Annotated in this window: 21 protein-coding genes; 8 read left to right on the forward strand and 13 right to left on the reverse strand. The window is 59.5% G+C overall.

What is annotated here, in order from left to right; all coding sequences use genetic code 11:
• Window positions 1-126: 126 nt before the first annotated feature.
• The 4 genes from cysK (at window position 127) to crr (ending at window position 4,067) form a co-directional block, all read left to right on the forward strand.
• Window positions 127-1,086, forward strand: coding sequence for a cysteine synthase A (cysK, locus tag QY76_RS14545; RefSeq protein WP_045424795.1), 960 nt, complete (start codon window positions 127-129; stop codon window positions 1,084-1,086).
• Between the two features lie 384 nt (window positions 1,087-1,470).
• A complete protein-coding gene (ptsH, locus tag QY76_RS14550; protein WP_034163512.1) occupies window positions 1,471-1,728 on the forward strand; it encodes a phosphocarrier protein Hpr in 258 nt (85 codons plus the stop codon).
• A 53-nt stretch (window positions 1,729-1,781) separates the two neighbouring features.
• On the forward strand, window positions 1,782-3,509 hold the full coding sequence (gene ptsI / locus QY76_RS14555; protein ID WP_045424792.1) for a phosphoenolpyruvate-protein phosphotransferase PtsI: 1,728 nt from the start codon (window positions 1,782-1,784) through the stop codon (window positions 3,507-3,509).
• Window positions 3,510-3,557: 48 nt separating this feature from the next.
• Window positions 3,558-4,067 carry a PTS glucose transporter subunit IIA gene (gene crr, locus QY76_RS14560; RefSeq protein WP_012847994.1) on the forward strand — a complete coding sequence of 170 codons (510 nt, stop codon included), beginning with the start codon at window positions 3,558-3,560 and terminating at the stop codon, window positions 4,065-4,067.
• A 108-nt stretch (window positions 4,068-4,175) separates the two neighbouring features.
• Here crr and QY76_RS14565 read toward each other — a convergent pair whose 3' ends face one another.
• The 3 genes from QY76_RS14565 to QY76_RS14575 form a co-directional block, all read right to left on the reverse strand.
• Window positions 4,176-5,075: a Dyp-type peroxidase gene (locus QY76_RS14565; protein WP_034163514.1), complete on the reverse strand. Its 900-nt coding sequence runs from the start codon at window positions 5,073-5,075 to the stop codon at window positions 4,176-4,178.
• A gap of 146 nt (window positions 5,076-5,221) precedes the next feature.
• A complete protein-coding gene (locus QY76_RS14570) occupies window positions 5,222-5,803 on the reverse strand; it encodes an RpoE-regulated lipoprotein (protein WP_045424791.1) in 582 nt (193 codons plus the stop codon).
• 188 nt (window positions 5,804-5,991) lie between these two features.
• Window positions 5,992-6,417 (reverse strand): GNAT family acetyltransferase, encoded by a 426-nt coding sequence (locus QY76_RS14575; protein WP_034163517.1) that lies wholly within the window; start codon window positions 6,415-6,417, stop codon window positions 5,992-5,994.
• Window positions 6,418-6,814: 397 nt separating this feature from the next.
• Between QY76_RS14575 and amiA the strand changes: the two genes are divergently transcribed.
• The 3 genes from amiA (at window position 6,815) to QY76_RS14590 (ending at window position 9,145) form a co-directional block, all read left to right on the forward strand.
• Complete coding sequence (amiA, locus tag QY76_RS14580) at window positions 6,815-7,687, forward strand: N-acetylmuramoyl-L-alanine amidase AmiA (RefSeq protein ID WP_034163519.1); 873 nt, start codon at window positions 6,815-6,817, stop codon at window positions 7,685-7,687.
• Window positions 7,688-7,775: 88 nt separating this feature from the next.
• Window positions 7,776-8,696 carry an oxygen-dependent coproporphyrinogen oxidase gene (gene hemF, locus QY76_RS14585; protein ID WP_034163521.1) on the forward strand — a complete coding sequence of 307 codons (921 nt, stop codon included), beginning with the start codon at window positions 7,776-7,778 and terminating at the stop codon, window positions 8,694-8,696.
• Window positions 8,693-9,145, forward strand: a complete 453-nt coding sequence (locus QY76_RS14590) for a YaiI/YqxD family protein (protein WP_034163522.1) — start codon at window positions 8,693-8,695, stop codon at window positions 9,143-9,145. The genes hemF and QY76_RS14590 overlap by 4 nt, the downstream gene beginning before the upstream one ends.
• Here QY76_RS14590 and QY76_RS14595 read toward each other — a convergent pair.
• From QY76_RS14595 to QY76_RS14635, 9 genes are all read right to left on the reverse strand, one after another.
• Window positions 9,131-9,934 carry a ChaN family lipoprotein gene (locus tag QY76_RS14595; protein ID WP_034163523.1) on the reverse strand — a complete coding sequence of 268 codons (804 nt, stop codon included), beginning with the start codon at window positions 9,932-9,934 and terminating at the stop codon, window positions 9,131-9,133. The two genes, QY76_RS14590 and QY76_RS14595, sit on opposite strands and share 15 nt — an antisense overlap.
• Before the next feature lie 119 nt (window positions 9,935-10,053).
• Window positions 10,054-12,333 carry an NADP-dependent oxaloacetate-decarboxylating malate dehydrogenase gene (gene maeB, locus QY76_RS14600; RefSeq protein ID WP_034163525.1) on the reverse strand — a complete coding sequence of 760 codons (2,280 nt, stop codon included), beginning with the start codon at window positions 12,331-12,333 and terminating at the stop codon, window positions 10,054-10,056.
• A gap of 187 nt (window positions 12,334-12,520) precedes the next feature.
• Complete coding sequence (gene nudK, locus QY76_RS14605) at window positions 12,521-13,108, reverse strand: GDP-mannose pyrophosphatase NudK (RefSeq protein ID WP_045424788.1); 588 nt, start codon at window positions 13,106-13,108, stop codon at window positions 12,521-12,523.
• Between the two features lie 246 nt (window positions 13,109-13,354).
• Window positions 13,355-14,317: a sugar-binding transcriptional regulator gene (locus QY76_RS14610; RefSeq protein ID WP_034163528.1), complete on the reverse strand. Its 963-nt coding sequence runs from the start codon at window positions 14,315-14,317 to the stop codon at window positions 13,355-13,357.
• A 105-nt stretch (window positions 14,318-14,422) separates the two neighbouring features.
• Window positions 14,423-15,076 carry a dihydroxyacetone kinase subunit DhaL gene (gene dhaL / locus QY76_RS14615; protein WP_034163529.1) on the reverse strand — a complete coding sequence of 218 codons (654 nt, stop codon included), beginning with the start codon at window positions 15,074-15,076 and terminating at the stop codon, window positions 14,423-14,425.
• 5 nt (window positions 15,077-15,081) lie between these two features.
• Entirely contained in the window at window positions 15,082-16,083 is a 1,002-nt protein-coding gene (locus QY76_RS14620) for a dihydroxyacetone kinase subunit DhaK (protein ID WP_034163530.1), read from the reverse strand.
• Between the two features lie 37 nt (window positions 16,084-16,120).
• On the reverse strand, window positions 16,121-16,885 hold the full coding sequence (locus QY76_RS14625; RefSeq protein ID WP_117026472.1) for a GolD/DthD family dehydrogenase: 765 nt from the start codon (window positions 16,883-16,885) through the stop codon (window positions 16,121-16,123).
• Window positions 16,886-16,904: 19 nt separating this feature from the next.
• The gene (locus QY76_RS14630; protein ID WP_045424972.1) at window positions 16,905-18,161 is read right to left on the reverse strand and encodes an MFS transporter; all 1,257 of its coding nucleotides are present in this window, start codon (window positions 18,159-18,161) and stop codon (window positions 16,905-16,907) included.
• A 39-nt stretch (window positions 18,162-18,200) separates the two neighbouring features.
• Window positions 18,201-19,316 (reverse strand): alcohol dehydrogenase catalytic domain-containing protein, encoded by a 1,116-nt coding sequence (locus QY76_RS14635; RefSeq protein ID WP_034163532.1) that lies wholly within the window; start codon window positions 19,314-19,316, stop codon window positions 18,201-18,203.
• Window positions 19,317-19,619: 303 nt separating this feature from the next.
• Between QY76_RS14635 and rpiB the strand changes: the two genes are divergently transcribed.
• On the forward strand, window positions 19,620-20,081 hold the full coding sequence (gene rpiB, locus QY76_RS14640; protein ID WP_034163533.1) for a ribose 5-phosphate isomerase B: 462 nt from the start codon (window positions 19,620-19,622) through the stop codon (window positions 20,079-20,081).
• A gap of 90 nt (window positions 20,082-20,171) precedes the next feature.
• On the opposite strand, the gene napC is transcribed toward rpiB, so the two are convergent.
• Window positions 20,172-20,792 (reverse strand): cytochrome c-type protein NapC, encoded by a 621-nt coding sequence (napC, locus tag QY76_RS14645; RefSeq protein ID WP_045424784.1) that lies wholly within the window; start codon window positions 20,790-20,792, stop codon window positions 20,172-20,174.
• Window positions 20,793-20,794: the final 2 nt, after the last annotated feature.

Below are 20,794 nucleotides of genomic sequence, written 5' to 3' on the forward strand. Positions count from 1 at the left end.
AGTGCGTCGCCCGCGCCGTTATCGTGATCCCTCATAACGATATAATTTTTATTTACTTCCTATTAACGGGTTATTGCGTATGCTGCTAGCAGTATGACGGATAAAGACGACTGCAAAGGAGCGGCCATGAGCAAAATCTATCAAGATAACTCCCATACCATCGGACATACCCCGCTGGTACGTCTCAATCATATCGGCAACGGTCGCATCCTGGCCAAAGTAGAGTCGCGTAATCCCAGCTTTAGCGTTAAAGATCGCATCGGCGCCAACATGATCTGGGACGCAGAAAAACGCGGTATTCTGAAGCCCGGCGTCGAGCTGGTTGAGCCGACCAGCGGCAACACTGGCATCGCACTGGCCTTTGTAGCCGCGGCCCGCGGCTACAAGCTGACCCTGACCATGCCCGAGACCATGAGCCTAGAACGGCGTAAGCTGCTGAAGGGGCTGGGAGCCGAGCTGATCCTGACCGACGGCGCCCTGGGGATGAAGGGGGCTATCAGCAAGGCCGAATCGATTGTCGCCCGCGATCCGGCGCGCTATGTCATGCTGCAGCAGTTCAGCAACCCGGCCAACCCCGAGATCCACCGCCAGACCACCGGACCGGAGATCTGGCAGGATACCGACGGGCAGGTGGATGTCTTCATCGCCGGCGTCGGCACCGGCGGCACCCTGACCGGCACCGCCCGCTATCTGAAGCAGGATCGCGCTAAAAATGTCAGCGTCGTGGCCGTCGAGCCGGAAGACTCTCCGGTGATCACCCAGGCGCTCGCCGGAGACCCGATAGTCCCCGGGCCACACAAAATCCAGGGCATCGGTGCCGGTTTTATTCCCGACAACCTCGATTTAACGCTGGTCGATCGCGTGGAGCGCATCGGCAACGATGAGTCCATCGCCATGGCGCGCCGCCTGATGCGTGAAGAGGGGATCCTCGCCGGAATCTCCTCCGGCGCCGCCGCCGTCGCTGCAGAACGGCTGGCCAATATGCCGGCGTTCCAGGAGAAAACCATCGTGGTGATCCTGCCCTCCTCGGGTGAACGTTATCTGAGCACAGCCCTGTTTGCCGGCCTGTTTCCCGAGCCGGAATGAGCGGCGAATGCGATGGCATGAATTGTTCAAAGGAGCACCCATTTGGGTGCTTTTTTTGTGGAGCAGTTCAAATTTTACCACCCCCTCTCCTTGCTTTTATCGCCGGGGTCTAGTATTTAACCAGACCATTATTTTGAAGCGCAAAATTATTCGCGCTTTGTATGAAAAGGCCGCTGAATCGATTTAACGATACAGACGGCGGCCTTAACCGGGGTAAGCTGAGCACCGTCAACCGGTCAGGAGAGGGGGGAACCCCGTTATCCTGTCCGCGGGGAGGCCCACGGCGCCAGCGTACCGGATACGCACCTAAAGACAGGCTAAAGCCAAGCGATTGCGCTAAACTTTAGCTCCACAACATTCAACATAAAATAGTTGGGGAAACCTATGTTCCAGCAAGAAGTTACTATCACCGCTCCGAATGGTCTGCATACCCGCCCTGCCGCTCAGTTTGTGAAGGAAGCCAAAGCATTCGCTTCTGACATCACCGTCACCTCTAACGGTAAGAGCGCCAGCGCCAAAAGCCTGTTCAAACTGCAAACGCTGGGCCTGACCCAGGGTACCGTCGTCACCATCTCCGCAGAGGGTGAAGACGAGCAGAAAGCCGTTGAGCATCTGGTAAAACTGATGGCCGAGCTCGAGTAAATCTGACGGCTCAGCATTCCAGGTAAAACCAGTCTAACGTCAAAGGTAGGGTTATGATTTCAGGTATCTTAGTATCACCGGGCATCGCTTTTGGTAAGGCGCTTCTTCTGAAAGAAGACGAGATTGTCATCAGCCGTAAGAAAATCACTGCCGACGAAGTCGAGCAGGAGATTGCCCGCTTCAAGGACGGCCGCGACAAGGCCGCCCAACAACTGGAAGCCATTCGTCAGAAAGCCAGCGAAACCCTCGGGGAAGAGAAAGCGGCGATCTTCGAAGGGCACATCATGTTGCTGGAGGATGAAGAGCTTGAGCAGGAAATCATAGCCCTGATTAAAGATAACGCCATGAGCGCCGAGGCGGCTGCCCGTGAAATTATCGAAGGCCAGGCCACCGCCCTGGAAGAGCTGGACGATGAGTACCTGAAAGAGCGTGCGGCCGACGTGCGCGACATCGGTAAGCGTCTGCTGAAGAACATTCTCGGCATGACCATCATCGATCTGGGCGCGATTCAGGACGAAGTCATTCTGGTCGCAACCGACCTGACGCCGTCTGAAACCGCGCAGCTGAACCTGGATAAGGTGCTGGGCTTCATTACCGATCTGGGTGGCCGTACTTCCCACACCTCCATCATGGCCCGCTCCCTGGAGCTGCCGGCGATCGTCGGCACCAGCGATGTGACTCAGCAGGTGAAAAACGGCGACTATCTGATTCTGGACGCGGTCAACAACAAGATCTACCTGAACCCGACCGCCGAGACAATCGACGCGCTGAAAGCCGTCCAGACGCAGTACATCAACGAGAAGAACGAACTGGCCAAGCTGAAGGATCTGCCGGCGATCACGCTGGATGGTCATCAGGTGGAAGTCTGCGCCAACATCGGTACCGTGCGTGACATCGCCGGCGCCGAACGCAACGGCGCAGAGGGCGTAGGCCTGTACCGCACCGAATTCCTGTTCATGGACCGCGACGCGCTGCCGACGGAAGAAGAGCAGTTCCAGGCGTATAAGGCCGTTGCCGAAGCCATGGGCTCGCAGGCGGTGATCGTCCGTACCATGGACATCGGCGGGGACAAGGATCTGCCCTACATGGACCTGCCGAAAGAAGAAAACCCATTCCTTGGCTGGCGTGCAATTCGTATCTGCCTGGATCGTAAAGAGATCCTGCATGCCCAGCTGCGTGCTATCCTGCGCGCCTCGGCCTTCGGCAAGCTGCGTATCATGTTCCCGATGATCATCTCGGTCGAAGAGGTGCGCATGCTGAAAGCGGAGCTGGAGCTGCTGAAAGCGCAGCTGCGCGAAGAGGGCAAAGTATTCGATGAAACCATCGAAGTCGGCGTGATGGTCGAAACACCGGCCGCCGCCACCGTCGCCCATCATCTGGCGAAGGAAGTTGACTTCTTTAGTATTGGGACAAATGACTTAACCCAGTATACTCTAGCAGTAGATCGTGGCAATGAGCTGATATCTCATCTCTATAACCCGATGGCGCCGTCAGTGTTGACCCTGATTAAACAGGTGATCGATGCATCTCACGCGCACGGCAAGTGGACCGGTATGTGCGGTGAACTGGCTGGCGATGAGCGTGCTACACTGCTTCTGTTGGGCATGGGGCTTGATGAGTTCAGCATGAGTTCAATCTCAATTCCGCGCATCAAAAAAATCATTCGCAATGCGAACTTTGAAGATGTGAAGGCATTGGCAGAAGAGGCGCTGCGTCAGCCGACGGCTGACGATTTGATGAGCGTGATCAATACGTTTATCGAAGAAAAGACCCTTTGCTGATGGCGAAAGCTGGAACGCCGCCCAATATTACTTGCTTAGGAGAAGATCATGGGTTTGTTCGATAAACTGAAATCGCTGGTTTCAGACGACAAGAAAGAAACGGGCAGCATTGAGATTTTTGCGCCCCTGTCCGGTGAGATCGTCAATATTGAAGATGTGCCTGACGTCGTCTTTGCTGAAAAAATCGTCGGTGACGGCATCGCAATCAAACCGACCGGTGACAAAATGGTCGCGCCGGTTGATGGCACCATCGGTAAAATCTTTGAAACTAACCATGCTTTCTCTATCGAGTCCGACAGCGGCGTAGAGCTGTTTGTACACTTCGGCATCGATACCGTTGAACTGAAAGGCGAAGGCTTCAAGCGCATCGCCGAAGAAGGTCAGCGCGTGAAGAAGGGTGACGTGGTCATCGAGTTCGATCTGCCGCTGCTGGAAGAGAAGGCCAAGTCTACCCTGACGCCGGTCGTTATCTCCAACATGGATGAGATCAAAGAGCTGATCAAGCTGTCCGGCGACGTTGTCGTCGGCGAAACGCCGGTGATCCGCATCAAGAAGTAATCGCACCGAGCAGCAAACAGAAACGGCGCCCGCGGCGCCGTTTTTTTTATCCCCGCCGCACGGTGCACGCGCTGCGCAAAGCCAGAGCGGGCCGACGGCCCGCGGCTATCACAGCGTCAGCAAACGCGTCGCGGACGGCGCGAAGTAATAGCTTCCGCTGACCGGCTTGCTGAAACGCAGCAGCTGATCGTGTTTACCGTCCAGCTCACCGAACATGCTCAGCAGCTGCTTTTCAATATTATGCAGCTGTGCGCAGTAGGCGATAAACATCAGGCCATGCTTCCCACTGGCGGTGCCATAGGGCAGGCTCTGGCGGATGATCTTCAGCCCCTTGCCATTCTCTTTCAGATCGACGCGGCTCACGTGCGAGGTATCAGGGCGCTCGCTGGGATCCAGCTCTTCGCTGTCCTGCTTGGTGCGCCCGATAATCTGCTGCTGCTGATCGACGCTGAAGCGAGACCACTGACGCAGATTATGCTCCCAGCGCTGCACCAGAACATAGCTGCCGCCGGCGTCTACACCGTCGGCAATCACGCCGACGGCCGGGCGGGCATCGCCGGCCGGGTTCTCGGTGCCATCGATAAAGCCGCTCAGATCGCGCTCATCAACCCAGCGGAAACCGTGGATCTCTTCCTCTACCTCAATGGCATCGCCAAAGGCGGCCAGCGCCGCCTGCGCCAGCGAAAAGTTAACGTCGTGACGCAGCGACTGAATATGGATCAGCAGATCGCGCTGCGTCGCCGGCGCCAGCCCCTTACCCAGCGGCTCGAAGGGTTTCAGCGCCGCCCCCTCCTCCTCATTGGCCGTCATTTCACGCCACAGCGCATGGCCAAAGGCCACAACCGCACCCAGATGCGCATCAGGATAACGCTGTTGCAGCGCCTGCAGCTGGGTAATAAACGTTTTACATCCCTGACGCAATCCATCCAGATCACCTTGCGCCATGGCTTCGATAAAAATACCGAAGCGGCAGTGCTCCGGCAGAATGCCGCTCTGAGGCTGAGACATGAAGCTCTCCATTACTGTACAGTCTAAATAATCGGTGTTTTCTGCTACGCCGCCACCGGGCAACAGTGGCCCGGCCACGCCAGACCATGCATATCTTACGCCATACCTCATGCATTCCCTTGCTGTAAAACAAACAATAGGGCGTGTTACTGCGCATCCGCCTGCCAGACAATCTGGCTCACCGTCCATGATTTCAGCACGTCATCCGGCGGCATCAGCCCCGCCGGGCCACCCCATTGCCCACTGAACAGGTAGCTGACCCGCGCGCTCTGCGGCGCGCGGCAGACCACCGCCGTCGCTTCCGCCGCCACCACCCGCCGACACTCGCCGTCATAGGCCCGCGCATACAGCGCGGCAAAGGGCGTCCCAACCCGCGCGCCCCAGGCGGTGGCGAGATCCGCACTGTCCACCGTAATGCGCTTCACCGTCGCGTCGCCGGCGATCGTCATCGCCACCTTATCCTGGGCCATGGCCTGGAAAAAGCGCGTTACCTGCCCGTTATCGATCCCCATTCCGCTGCGCAGCGTGTACGCCCCGTCCAACCCTTGGCTGACGGCCTCCTGCTGCATCGGCGTACTGGCCGACACCCCACCGACGCCGTCATTATCGATATGCAGACCCGATGAAAACCAGTTAAAGGGCGACAGCGTAGACCAGGAAAATGAACTCAGCGTCGAGCAACCGCTCAGCATCAGCGGCGCCACGACGATCCAGAAACGAAAACCCATCGGTTAACTCCTTGCGAGTACGGCTATCGCCGTATGACAGAATACCTGGAGATTGGAGTGGTGAAACGGTAAAAAGTTGCCGCGATGGCGGGAAAACGCCGCGGCAGCGCGCCGCCGGCGTAGGTAAAACAGAGCGCAGGCCACCGCACCGGACGGGCGGCGGCGCATGGAATGCGCAAAAGACGCCGTTAATACTCCTGATCGATGATCAGGCGCTTACCCAGACACAGCACATCCTGCGTCTCATACTCCAGCTTCTCATACATGCTGATCGCCGCGTCGTTATCCGCGTCGATCAGGATCCGCACCTGCGGACAGCCGCGCGCCAGCAGCTTTTTCTCCAGGCGGCTGGCCAACGCATTGGCGATGCCGCGACCGCGAAAGTCCGGGTGCACGCACAGATAGTAAGCCGATCCGCGATGGCCGTCATAGCCGCCCATCAGGGTTCCGACGATCTCGCCGCCCACCTGCGCGACCAGAAACAGATCGGCATCGTGATTCATCTTGCGCTCAATATCCGTTTCAGGATCGTTCCAGGGGTGCAGCAGATCGCAGCGCTCCCACAGCGTAATCACCTCATCAAAGTCGGATTGATTAAAAACGCGAATTTCCATGATATCGACCGTAATAGATTATAATAGTGCCCGGGCGTCGGCCTCGGACCATACCGGTGCAGCAAGAACCGGACGCAGCCTAGGGCGTGTCCCGTAACTGGCCGTGAGCGTCGACACAGCGCACAGCGACGAGATGCGCCCTAATTATCGCTGCAATCCCCAGATTCGCAATGGAAATATCGCGACCGACGGGGGCAAATCGCCCATTATTCGCCTCCGCCTGCGCCCCGACGCCGTTTCAGGCAACAAATAGACATAGTTATCCGCTCGATCCATGTATTTTCATCGCGTTAGGATGTGGGTACATCCTATGAGCGGACGCGGCGTCAGCGCGGGCGGCCCCATGGGAAAGACCCCCGTATTGCTTGCGTTACTGTCTGACGGAATAGATTGCACCATGAAGAAATTTTCCGATTTTCGCCCGCTTCCCCATCCGTCCTCTCGCCGCGGCTTTCTGTGCTCCGGGCTAGCCATGCTGCTGGGAGCCGGTCTGCTGCCCTCCGCCGTCCAGGCGGCGCAGACGCCCGACCACCCAGGCGCCCGGCGTAAGCCGGCGGATGCGCCGCGCCTGGTGATGCTCGATCCGGGGCACGGCGGCATCGATCCCGGCGCCGTCGGACACCGGGGATCGAAAGAGAAGCACGTCGTGCTAGATATCGCCCACCGAGTGCGCGATCTGCTGCGCCGTCAGCGCAATCTGGTAGTTAAGCTGACCCGTGAAGATGACTATTTTATTCCCCTGTATAAACGGGTAGAGATCGCCGCGCAGCACCAGGCCGATCTGTTTGTCTCCATTCATGCCGACGGGTTCACCAGCCCAGAGGCCTCCGGCGCCTCGGTCTTTGCCCTATCTAACCGCGGCGCCAGCAGCGCCATGGCCAGGTACCTCTCCCAGCGGGAAAACGACGCTGACAAGGTGGCCGGCGGACGCTATGCCTCGGAGGACAACAACTACCTGCAGCAGGTGCTGTTCGATCTGGTGCAGACCGACACCATTAAAAACAGCCTGATCCTGGGGCGTCATCTGCTGGGCCAGATCCGCCCGGTGCACCGCCTACACTGCCAGCATACGGAGCAGGCGGCCTTTGCCGTGCTCAAATCCCCCGCCATTCCCTCCGTACTGGTCGAGACCGCCTTCATCACCAACCACGATGAAGAGCGCCTGCTGACCTCTCCCGCGTTCCGTACCACCATCGCCGAAGCGATCGCCGGCGGCATCGTGCACTACCTGCACGACTTCGAGGCCCATCAGCGGCGCAGGCCGTCATAACGCGGACGGACAACCGATGCCCCCGGCGCGCCGACGCGGGGCGCCATCGGTTATACTGCCCAGCGTTGACTTAACAGAGAGCGGTACCATGATTCCAGACAGTGAACCGGTTCGGCGCTTTCTGCTGCGGCTACAGGACAACCTGTGTCAGGCGCTCGCCGCCGCCGACAGCGGCGCCGCATTCAGCGAGGATCGCTGGCAGCGGCCCCAGGGCGGTGCGGGGCGCACCCGCGTGCTGCGCCAGGGGGCGCTGTTTGAACAGGCCGGCGTTAACTTCTCCCATATCCATGGCGATAGTCTGCCCGCCGCCGCCACGGCCAAGCGCCCAGAGCTGACGGGCTGCCCCTTCCAGGCGATGGGCGTCTCCCTGGTGCTACACCCGCACAGCCCCTATGTTCCCACGGCCCACGCCAACGTACGCTTTTTCATCGCCGAGCGCCCGGGCGCGGCGCCGCTGTGGTGGTTCGGCGGCGGATTTGATCTGACGCCATTTTACCCCTTCCACGATGACGTCATACAGTGGCACCGCAGCGCCCGAGATCTGTGCCGCCCCTTCGGCGAACAGCTCTACCCGCGCTATAAGGCGTGGTGCGATCGCTATTTCTACCTGCCGCACCGTCAGGAGGCGCGCGGCGTCGGGGGGCTGTTCTTCGACGATCTCAACGCCCCCGACTTTGACCAGGCGTTCGCTTTTACCCGCGCCGTCGGCGAAGGCTTTGCGCCCGCCTACCTCCCTATCGCCGAGCGGCGACGCGGTCTGCCGTGGGGCGAGCGGGAGCGGCAGTTCCAACTTTACCGGCGCGGGCGCTATGTGGAGTTTAATCTGGTGTGGGATCGCGGTACCCTATTCGGTCTGCAAAGCGGCGGGCGCAGCGAATCGATTCTGATGTCGATGCCGCCGCTGGTCCGCTGGGAATATGACTATCAACCGCCGCCCGACTCGCCGGAAGCGTGCCTGACGCGCGACTTTCTTACCCCGCGCGATTGGCTGGCCAATGAGCCGATATGACAACACGACAAATTTGGATCGACGCCGATGCCTGCCCGAACGTGATTAAAGAGGTGCTGCTGCGCGCGGCTGAACGCAACGCCCTGGCGATTACTCTGGTCGCCAATCGCCCACAGCGCCTGCCCGCCGGTAGCCGGGCCCGGATGCTATGCGTCGCGGTGACGCCGGACGCCGCCGACAACGAAATAGTTCGCCGGGTAGCCCCCGGCGATCTGGTGGTCACCGCGGATATTCCCCTGGCCGCCGCCGTACTGGAACGCGGCGGCTGCGCCCTCAACCCGCGCGGCGAACGCTACGATTCGACGACCATCAAGTCCCGTCTAACGATGCGGGACTTCATGGAGACCCTGCGCGCCAGCGGCATCCAGAGCGGCGGTCCAGCGCCGCTGGGCCCTCGCGAGCGCCAGCTGTTCGCCAATCAGCTACAGCTGTGGCTACAGGCGCGCTGACGCGGTATACCAGACATAGTCCGCCTGCGCCTCTCCGACCCGGACGCCGGGCGGCGCCAGGATCAACACGCTGACCTCCGTCAGCGGCTCCTCGTCCTCAATATGCAGCGGCACGCCGAGATCGCGCCGCGCGTGAAAGGCGCCGGTGATAAACAGCGCCGGCAGCGGCGCCGCCAGCAGCGCCTGCGCCATACGCCGATCGCGCCACTGCTGCACCGCCAGACGCTGCGTCAGCTGTGCGCTATCCAGCGTCTCATGGGCGCCGCGTAGCGCGGCGCTAATCTCAATCTGCACCGCATCCTGGGTACTGAGCGCCCCCGGCGGCGACTGTGGCCGACGGCGGATCTCCGCCAGCGCGTCGCGCCCCAGGTTTGCCGCCAGCAGCGGATAGCCGCCCCGCAGCGCGCTGCGGACCAGCGGGCCATATTGCGCCCACGGCCAGCCCGGTGACCACTGCAGCAGGGATATCACCTGCGCATCCGACAGCGATGGCTGCCGCGCCGCCGCCACGCCGGCCTGCTGATCCGGCGTCAGCATCTCCAGCAGCACGCTGCCCTGCGGCCGCTGGGCCGACATCTGCAGCAGCAGCCAGCGCGCGATCTGCTGATGACGTGGATTATCGTGCCGCTCGCCGACGATGACCCGCGGCGACGCCGCCAGACGCTGGACCAGCTGCGTCGGCGTCAGCGTCTGACCCTCCGCCAGTGATACAATCCGCTCCGCCACCGGCGCCGGCGTTTGGCACCCGCTCAGCGCCAGCAGCGCCAGAGTCAACATCATCGTTCGCATCGCTCCTCCCCGCCGCCGCGCCACCGTCGTACCGGTGCGCAGAGAATAAATACCCCCGGCATCGCCGGGGGAGTTTAAGAGAGCCAAAAATGCCGCCCACAGGCGGCATTATCACGGCGCTACAGCGCCCGGCTCTGCGCTTCCACCACCGACAGCGCCACCATATTGACGATACGGCGCACGGAGGCGATCGGCGTCAGGATATGCACCGGCTTACTGATCCCCATCAGCACCGGTCCGACGGTAACCCCCTCGGAGGAGGAGACCCGCAGCAGGTTATAGCTGATGCGCGCGGCCTCCATATTGGGCATGATCAGGATATTCGCCGCCCCTTTCAGCGGGCTGTCCGGCATCTGCCCCAGGCGAATGCTCTCCACCAGCGCCGCATCGCCGTGCATCTCACCGTCGATCTCCAGCCCCGGCGCCGCCTGCTGCACCAGCTCCAGTACCCGGCGCATTTTGTGCGATGACGGGCAGTTGGCCGTGCCAAAGTTGGAGTGGGAGAGCAGCGCGACCTTCGGCTCGATACCGAAGCGGCGCACCGCGTCGGCGGACATCAGCACAATCTCCGCCAGTTGCTCGGCGCTCGGATCCTCATTAACATAGGTATCGGCGATAAAGGTGTTGCCGCTCGGCAGTAGCAGGGCATTCATCGCGGCGGCCGTATGGCATCCGTCACGGTAGCCGAACACCTCGCGCACCACGCGGTAGTGATCCTGGTAGTTGCCCTCGGTACCGCAGATCATCGCATCGGCCTCGCCGCGCTTGACCATGATCGCCGCGATTACCGTCGGATCGGCGATCAGCGCCCGGCGCGCCTGCGCCTGCGAGATCCCGCGCCGCTTCATGATGCCGTAATAGGTTTGCCAATAGTCGTTATAGCGCGGATCTGATTCGTTATTGACCACCTCGACATCGCGGCCGATCTCGATGTGCAGACCGAGCTTCTCCAGCCGGTGAGCGATGACCTGCGGACGCCCGATCAGGATCGGCTTGGCCAGCCCCAGCGTCACCAGCTCCTGGGTGGCGTGCAGCACGCGCTCCGACTCCCCCTCGGCCAGCACAACCCGCTTGGGATCCTGGCGCGCCTGGGAAAATACCGGCTTCATAAACAGGGTGGTCTTGTAGACAAATTCGGTCAGGTGCTCGATATAGGCGTCCATATCATCGATGGGACGCGTCGCCACCCCGGAGTCCATCGCCGCCTGCGCCACCGCCGGCGCAATCTTCACGATCAGGCGCGGATCGAAGGGCTTGGGTATAATATATTCCGGCCCGAAGGAGAGCGACTGATCGCCGTAGGCAGAGGCGACCACCTCGCTCTGCTCCGCCAGCGCCAGATCGGCAATGGCGCGCACCGCCGCCAGCTTCATCTCTTCGTTGATGGTGGTCGCCCCGACGTCCAGCGCACCGCGGAAGATAAACGGAAAGCACAGCACGTTGTTCACCTGGTTGGGAAAGTCGGAGCGGCCGGTACAGATTATCGCATCGGGGCGAACCGCCTTGGCCAGCGGCGGCAGGATCTCCGGCTCCGGGTTGGCCAGCGCCAGGATCAGCGGCGACGGTGCCATGGTTTTCACCATCTCCTGCGTCAGCACCCCCGGGCCGGAACAGCCCAGGAAAATATCCGCGCCGGGGATCGCATCCGCCAGCGTGCGCCAGCCATTGTCATCGATGGCATAGGCCGCCTTGCTCTCGACCAGGTGCGCGTCGCGCCCGCGATAAATCACCCCCTTGGAGTCGCAGGCGGTGATATTTTCACGCCTCAGCCCCAGCGCTACCAGCAGGTTCAGGCAGGCGATCGCCGATGCGCCGGCGCCGGAGACCACCAGCCGCACCCGATCGATCGGTTTGTCGACCACACGCAGGCCATTGAGCACGGCGGCGGTGCAGATGATCGCTGTGCCGTGCTGATCGTCGTGGAACACCGGGATTTTCATTCGCTCGCGCAGTTTCTTTTCGATATAGAAACACTCCGGCGCTTTGATGTCTTCAAGGTTGATGCCGCCAAAGGTGGGCTCCAGCGCGGCGATCACCTCGATCAGCTTGTCAGGATCATGCTCATCTACTTCGATATCAAACACGTCGATACCGGCGAATTTCTTGAACAGCACCCCTTTTCCTTCCATCACCGGCTTCCCGGCCAGGGCGCCGATGTTGCCGAGCCCCAGCACGGCGGTACCGTTAGAGATGACCCCCACCAGATTTCCACGCGCGGTATACTTATAGGCCGCTAACGGATCGTCGGCGATCTCCAGACAGGGCGCGGCAACGCCCGGTGAATAGGCCAGCGCCAAATCGCGCTGGGTCGCCAGCGGCTTGGTGGGGACAACCTGGATTTTTCCCGCAACGGGATACTGATGAAACTCAAGCGCACTTTGTTTTAATTTTTCATCCATCGTTGGTTTCCTTTTCGCGAATTCCCCGAGCGCCGCGGCCGCCATCGTCCCCGATGCCGCCGGGCCAGACTCTTTATCACTCTGTAAATGATTTGTGAAATCACGAGTATAGTGCCATAGCGCGCCGAAACTATGAAGCAGGACATAAAGCCGAAAAGAAAACGCGGACCGTCGCTCAGATGCGCATTTATTCGCCCCCGGCCGCGTCGCAGAACCAGTTGCTCAGGCGGGCGTGCTGCAGCAGCATGATGGTCTTACCATCGCAGATCCGCCCGTCGCAGACCATCTGCCAGGCGTCGTCAAACGGGAGCTCCAGCAGTTCGATATCCTCACCCTCAATGCCACCGCCGCGGCCGCAGCGCAGGCTTTCGCGGTACTCCGCCGCAAAGAAATGCACTATCTCGGTCACGCCGCCCGGCGACATATAGGCGGAGAACAGACGTCTGGCCTCGCCGATGGCATAGCCGGTCTCCTCCATCGCCTCACGACGTACGCAGGCCTCTGGCACATCGCTGTCCAGCAGGCCGGCGCAGGTCTCGATCAGCATGCCGTCCGGGTTACCGTTGAGATAGGTCGGCAGGCGAAACTGGCGGATCAGCAGTACGCAGCGGCGCGACAGGTTATACAGCAGCACGGTGGCGCCGTTGCCGCGCAGGTAGACCTCGCGCCGCTGACGCACCACTCCGCCCTCCCGGCGCGGCAGGTCATACTCATACTCGCGCAGCGGTCTCCAGGCGTCGGAGAGTAGGCGTTCATGGATAAATTGGATGTTCATTGCTTTGCCCTATGTCACGACATACCGTTGCAGGATAGCCACTAACAGAAAGCAATATCAATCCTCAAAGGCGGAATAACCGACGCGCGGCGTAGGCTGGCGGAGGTCTACGCGATGATCACCCACGCCTCAGGGCGCCATCTCAAATAACCGGATAAAAAACACATATTACAATGGCTTTATCGGAGCAGATTTACCGACATGCAGGGAGACAAGAAAGGGACTCCGTACCGGAGGGATAACCGCCTATGCAAGTACGCTGAGCAGCGTACGAATATTGGCCGCGCTGGTCGCAATGATGTCAATGGCGCCCGTCCGCAGCGCGCCCAAAATAGCCAAGGCCTTGCTATTTTCTGAGGCTATGGCAATCACGCACGGAATATTACGCAACTCATCAATACTCAAACCGATCACGCGATCGTTCATCACGGTATCCACATGCATACCCTGCGCGTTAAAGAAGTCATAGCCGCCGATTTCACCGATCACGCCCTGATTCAGACTGGCATCGACAATCTCGCGCGGCGTAAACCAGCCGAGCTTCACCATATAGCTATCTTCGTTCATGTCACCAATGCCGACCAAGGCGATATCCGCCCGACGCGCGCGATCCAGCGTATCTTTAATGGTGCCATTCTGCATAAATGCCTCTTTTAACGTGCGGTTTTCCACATATGCAGGCGCATACAGTGTCTCACTGCGTCCCCCAAACGCTTTAGCCAACCGCCGGCTAATATGGTCAGCATTCAACGCATCCCCGGGCCGATGGTTGCCGCCGATGCCACAGATAAAACGGCAGCGACGCTCAGCGGCATTACCGACGTGCTCAGCCACGGCCGCCACATTACGGCCTTGACCCACGGCGACCGCCATGTCATCCCTGAGTACCGTAGAGAGATGATTAAAGACTAACGCCGCAACGTGACGCCGCTGCTCGTCCTCATCCTGACAGTCCAGCGCAATTAACGCACGGGTAATCGGGAAATGCGCCTTCAGCTGCTGTTCAAGCCGGGTGCTGAATACCGGATGGTAGCGTACTGAAATCTCTACGATGCCCTCCTCTTTGGCTCGCTTCAGCAGCCGCCCGACCTTAATCCGTGAAATACCAAATTTTTTCGCGATCTCCTGCTGTGTAATATCATTTTGATAATATGCGACGGCGATCTCGGTCAATAATTGTTCATCCAGCGTTCCATTTTGCCTCTCCATCTGCTCTACACACCCTGTCTCGTCTGCCGTCGTGGGCTATAAGCATAGCCCACGAGGGGATCCCATCGTATAGACGCAGATCGCATGGTCTGACAAAAAACACCGCTACTCACCGCCGTTGGAACACGCCAATAGCGCATCCGCCAACGCCGACAGCAGCAGGCTACAGGAGACGGCGCCGGCATCCAAAGCGCCCCGAGAGCGCTCCCCCAAGCGGCTAGCCCGGCCAACTCGGGCGATGAGATCGTAGGTACTGTCACGTCCGCGTGCCGCCGCCTGCGTCATCATGCAGAGCGACCGCTCTAGGCTATCGCCTTGTCGCAGGGCCACCTCAAAGGCAGACACCGCCGGGACATAGGCGTCCATCATGGTTTTATCTCCCACCTGTGCGCTGCTGACCGCCTGTAACTCACGCAGTCCGCCCTGCAGCATAGACAGCACGTCCTCACGACACAGCGTAGCGCTCTCCGGCGCGCCCTGCGCCATCCCCATAAACAGGCTGCCGTACAGCGGCCCCATAGAGCCGCCAATTCCCTCCATCAGCGACTCCGATAGGCAGCGCAATGCCTGCGGCAAGGAAAGTCGTTGCCCTGCCATGGCGTCAGCGCACAGCATAAATCCCTTCGCCATATTTACGCCGTGGTCGCCATCGCCGATGGCGCCGTCAATTTCACTGAGATACGTCCGCTGGCGGACCACCGCGGCGACCAGCGCAGCGACAATCTCTCCGCCGTTGGAAACGGTGACTGCATAAACCATCGCGATTACCCCTCCTGCGTCAATCCCGGTGATGACACCGGCATATTGAGTAATAGCTTCAGCTCATCGTCCAACGCCATCACGGTCAGCGTTACCCCCATCATATCCAGCGAGGTAAAATAGTTTCCAACGTAGCAACGGTGTATCGTTATCCTCTGCGCCTCCAGACGCCGCGCGATGGCATCATAGTAGATATACAGTTCCATCACCGGCGTCGCCCCCAGCCCGGAGACCAAGACCGCCACCTCACTCCCGGGAACCAGCGCCAGCTCCGCCATGACAGCGTGCAGCATCGTCTCCGCCATCTCCGCGGCGGGACGCAGCGGTTCGACCCGGATCCCTGGCTCACCGTGATGGCCGATACCCACCTCCATCGTGCCATCCGCAATAGAGAAATTGGGCTTTCCCAATGCCGGGAGCGTACACGCGCTCAGGCCGATGCCGATGGAGCGACAGCGATCGATGGCCCGCTGCGCATAGGCGATCACGCGATCCATCTCGTCGCCGCGCGCCGCAGAGGCGGCGCCGACCTTCCACATAAATATTTCCCCCGCGACGCCCCGACGCTTTTCTCGCTCACTCTCCGGCGCAGAGGCCACATCGTCATTGGCTACCACCGTTTTAACCACGATCCCCTCGGCCGCCGCTTTTTTGATCGCCAACGCAACATTCATATTGTCACCGGCATAATTACCATATAGGCAGACAACCCCTTCACCGCCGTGCGCTGCTCGGAAGGCATCCAGAAACGCGCCGGCGGTCGGCGATGAAAAAATCTCACCGATGGCGACGGCATCCAGTAAATTTTTACCCACGTAGCCCAAAAATGCAGGCTCATGACCGGAGCCGCCGCCGGAGACCACCCCCACTTTTCCCGCTATCGGCACCGACGGATGCGCCAGTACCCGGGGATGTTCCGTCCGACGGTAATACTCAGGATAGGCCCGCAGGTACCCTTGAATCGCCTCTTCAACCACGAGGTTCGGATCGTTAATCATTCTGTTCATCACCTACCTCACTGTCATTTCGCAACGGGTATCCCCGTTATTGGATGGTGTAGCCGCCGTCAACCCGTAAATTAGCCCCGGTAACCATGCTGGCGGCATCGCTGGCTAAAAATAGGGCACAGGCCGCGACGTCGTTCGGCTCAGCAAAGCGGCGCAACGGAATGGCGGCCTTCATTCGCTCGGCTTTTTCGCCGGACCAGGCGCGCCGGCCAAGATCCGTGAGCACCACGGTCGGCGATAGCGCATTTACCCGAACGTTATCCACGCCCCACTCCAACGCGAGGACCTGCGTAAGACCGATCACCGCCGCCTTGCTCGCGCAATACGCGGCATGGTGCGGCAGCGCCACCACGCCGGCCTGCGACGCCAGATTGATAATGCTGCCGGCCCGCTGGCGCAGCAGGTAGGCGCCGATCACCTGACACGCCAAAAAGGTCCCCGTCACATTGATCGACATCGTCGCAGCCCAATCCGCTTCAGACAGCGCCGCCGCAGGTGCCAGCGCGACAATGCCGGCGCTATTGACCAATACGTCGATATGGCCAAAATGTCGCAGTGCCTGGGCTGCCGCCGACTGCAGGGCCCCCCGATCGCACACATCCACCTCCAGCCCTAGCGCGTTCTGCGCATCGAGCTGACGCGCTACCGTCGCTACCCGCAGATCACGATCCAGTAGCACTACGCTCGCGCCACCCTGCACATAGCACGCGGCAATCGCCTGACCGATGCCCGCGGCGCCGCCGGTAATCACCGCTACTTTCCCACGTAAAGAAAACGGCGCACGACATTCATGAGTCATCATGATGCGACTCCTCCATGGTTCACTCCTGCCGAATAGCCGAGGACACATCGCTATTGTTCGCCGCGCCAGGCAGCGTCACAAAGCGCATGAGTACACCGCTAAACAGATAGAGACCGGTAAAGATCCAAATCACACCGCCGGCGCCTAAGCTACCGATAAACACCCCCACGATCGCCGGTCCCACAAAGGTACTGAGCCCCGCCCCTAGATTCAGTACCGACATAGCCGCCCCCTTATTATTTGGCGCAAGCGTGGGCATAATGGCCGACAGCGGGACAAACCCGGCTAAGCAGGCGCCAAACAGGCCCGCGGCGCACAGCGTCAGCGCATAGCTGGAGGAAAAAAGCGGCGGCGTGTAGTAGAATAGCAGCGTCGTTAACGCACAGCCCACGCAGCCGAACCACATCACCACGTTACGCCAGCCCAATCTATCGCTGATAAGGCCAAAGATAAGATTAAAAATGATATTGACGGTCCACAGCGCGGTATACATATGCAGCCAGTGGGTACGGGTAAACCCCATCTCCATCATGTACAGCGGCATAAACACGACAAAGCCATAGGCGGCGGAAGTATTGATGGTTCGCACAATGCCCCCCAGGCCAATCTTCGGATTTTCAAACGCGATCGTAACGCCTTTAAGGACATACCACAGCGAGGTTTTCCGCGCGGCCGCTGTCGTTTCCTGCCCACCGCGATTGAGCCACAGGGCAATCGCAGCGCCCAGTGTCACGAAGATCAGGGCGCTCCATAGCGTGTTCACTTCGCCCAGATAGGGGAGCATCACGCTGGAGTACAGCACCCCCAGCACGCCCAGACCACCGCTGTAAACAAACCAAAAAATCCCCACCGCAGAGCCCAGCCGCGCGGGCGGCGCCTCATAAGCGACCCACACCAGGAAGCCATAGGCAAACAGTGGGTATCCCAGGCCACGCAGCGCATAGGTCGGGATCATGATCGGCAGGCTATTGCTCGGTAGCCCCAGCAACAGAAAAAAGAGAGAGCCGATCAAAAACAGAATGACGCCGCCCAGCATCACGCGACGCGCCCCAAACATCTCAACCAATACGCCGGAAAACCAGGCGGCCAACGCAGCGGCAAAGCCATAGACGCTAAACAGCAGCGCAGACTCCTGGATGCTCAGTCCCCGGGAGATCACATAGGGTGATAGCCATCCCTGCTCTAGCCCCTCCCCCATCATAAAGATCAATACCCCGACATAACCGAACCACAGTCGGGATGGCAAACCACTGCGGTGAACAACGTTTTCTAACATATTGCCCCCCATCACATGGATGTCACGCCGCACCAGACCTTATAGATTTGGATTAAGCACAACCTTAATTGAGCCGACGCCGCGCTGCATGAGTGCAAACCCCTCGGCAAACTGCGATAGCGGCAGGACATGCGTTACTACGCCCTCGGTGGGCAAATCGCCATTGGCAATTCCCTCGATCACCCGCGGATAGCAATAGGGGCCAAGGTGTGACCCCAGCACATCCAGCTCTTTACGATCGCTGATAATGCTCCAGTCCACGCTCACCGGTTGCTTAAATACCGAAAACTCAACGAATGTCCCCAGCTTGCGGATCATCCGTAACCCTTGCTCAACCGACGCCGCGGCTCCCGTTGCCTCGATATACACATCGCAGCCATATCCGTCGGTCATCGTTTTAACGCTGGATACGACGTCATCCCGGGCCGGATTGAGTACCCGATCGGCGCCAAATTTCTGCGCGAGGGCCAAACGCTCATCGGAAAGGTCCAGAACGATCAGCCTGCCCGCCCCTGACTTTTTAATCGCGCCAATCATCCCCAACCCCAGGGTCCCGGCGCCGGCTAATACCACCGTATCCCCCAGTTGGATCTTCGCGCGCTGTACCGCGTGGAATGAACAGGCATAGGGCTCAATCAGAATCGCTTTCTCCATCGGCAGATCGTCGGGGACCCGATAATTGATGGACTGCGGCGTAAATTTCATATACTCCGCCATTCCGCCATTCACGTTGCTCTGAAAGCCATACAGGTCGTGCTTCTCACACATCCAGTACTGACCGCGCTGACAAAACCGGCAGGACCAGCACGGCACGATCTGCTCCGCGATAACCCGATCGCCTAGCGCAAAATCCACCACGCCAGCGCCGAACCCAACGACATGACCGATAAATTCATGACCCGGGATCATGGGCGCTTTGATGTAGGCCGGCTGCGTCTCATCCCCCCAAAAACTGGCCGCCCCTTCAAAGGCTTTCGTGTCACCGGCGCAGATACCGCAGGCCTCCACCTTCACCAAGATCTCGCCCTCGCCAATCGTTGGAACGGCGACCTCCTCCAAACGGTAGTCGTGGGGGGCATACGCCACCACCGCCTGCATCGTCGCAGGGATCCCCTCGCGCACCGTTACCGCGTTTGCTCCGCAACACTGGCTCATAAACGTCACTCCTCTCGTTTCCCTATGATTCATTTGTTCATATAAAGAACAAATACACACTGTTGACGAGGAGCATATTGAACAGAGAGCGTGTCAAAAATAGCCAAATCGATCACAAAATAACCAAACTAGCGCTGATTAAGTATTTTTATGTGATTTGAATCGAAAAACAGAACGAGATTAATCAGGCAACATAAAGAACATAAGTTCTATCTATGTTCATATGAATGGTCAGTCGCTGCGGCCTCTCGCCGAGATGGCCATACCGCCGCAGCTCACTAGGGATGATCCCCGGAGGAAGCTATGCTACCGATTGCCATTGGCGCCGATGATGCCGCTATCGCCCTTAAAGAGACGCTCATCGCGTATCTACAGCAGCGTCATATCCCCTTTACGGATTACACGGATACAATCCACGATAGTGACTACCCCGATATCGCCGTCCGGGTCGCTCAGGCCATCAGGGAAGCGCATCATCAGCGGGGGATCCTACTATGCGGTACCGGCATTGGCATGAGCATTATGGCGAATAAGGTACCGGGGATCCGGGCAGCGCAGTGCCACGATACCTACTCCGCCCAGCGAGCGCGTAAAAGCAACGATGCCCACATCATTACGCTGGGTGCCCGCGTCATCGGACCCGAACTGGCGAAAGCGATCGTGGATGTCTGGTTAACAGCCGAGTTTGAAGGTGGGGGGTCGACGATAAAAGTCGCTAAAATTGGCGATTATGAGCAAATATTCAGTGAAAAATACCCACGGTGAGCTGAGGATTAACGCTAGCACGCATCGATAGCGGATAAACATAATGCGCCTCTCGGCGCATTATGTGTTTACCGCGACAGCCTCTGCAGATTAATAGCCGGTAGGGATCCCTTTCATCTCCGGCAGCTTATGGGCGATGCCCTTATGACAGTCGATACAGGTCTTGTTATCGCGGATCGCCTGGTCGTGCATCTTCGCCGCCACCGTCTTCTGCTGGCTGAAGTCCATATTGTCGAAATTATGACAGTTACGGCACTCCTGGGAGTTGTTGGACTTCATACGCGCCCACTCGTTCTCCGCCATCTGCAGTCGGTGCGCCTCGAACTTCTGCGGCGTATCGATAACCCCGAACACCTTGCCATACAGCTCCTTGCTGGCCTTGATCTTGCGGATCATCTTCGGCACAAACTCGTGGGGCACGTGGCAGTCCGGGCAGGTGGCGCGCACGCCGCTGCGGTTGGAGTAATGCGCCGTCTCCAGATACTCCTGGTAAACGTTGTCGCGCATCTCATGACAGCTGAGGCAGAACTGCTCGGTGTTGGCCTTTTCCAGCCCGGTGTTGAAACCGCTCCAGAACAGGATACCGGCGACGAATCCCAGCAGCAGCAGCGTGCCGATCGCCAGACGGCTGGGACGACGCCACCACTGCCACACCCGGCGCAGCAGGCCCGGCTTATTGCCCGTCGGGGCGTTGTGTTGCTCGCTCATCATAG

Source organism: Edwardsiella sp. EA181011 (genome assembly GCF_000800725.1).
GTDB lineage: Bacteria > Pseudomonadota > Gammaproteobacteria > Enterobacterales > Enterobacteriaceae > Edwardsiella > Edwardsiella anguillarum.